Origin of the sequence: Streptomyces violaceorubidus (genome assembly GCF_000717995.1) — a bacterium.
In the GTDB taxonomy this organism is placed as follows: Bacteria; Actinomycetota; Actinomycetes; order Streptomycetales; family Streptomycetaceae; genus Streptomyces; species Streptomyces violaceorubidus.
Window position 1 is genome coordinate 1 of record NZ_JODM01000228.1, and the last position, 244, is coordinate 244.

At 61.9% G+C, this 244-nt stretch carries 1 protein-coding gene; it reads left to right on the top strand.

Annotated features, from left to right (window positions below; translation table 11 throughout):
- Nucleotides 1-244: hypothetical protein (locus tag IE94_RS40215; protein WP_157849472.1), on the top strand; the 244-nt coding region annotated here is incomplete at both ends.

Here is a 244-nt window from a genome sequence, read left to right on the forward strand (position 1 = left end):
AACGCGACAGCCACATTCGGCGGCGTATGGGACCACATCTCCGCGCGCTACCATCACGAACTCTCAAGAAACGAACTCCTCCACCTGCACAACAGCTTCCCCCTGCACCGCCACACACCAGTCACCGACGACGAGCACATGACCGCGCTGCGCGAGCAGAACTTCGCCGTACCTGCCGAAAATTCCGCCACCGGCCAATGGCTCACCTCAGTCACCTCCGGGGAATTCCTGATCACCCGGGCTC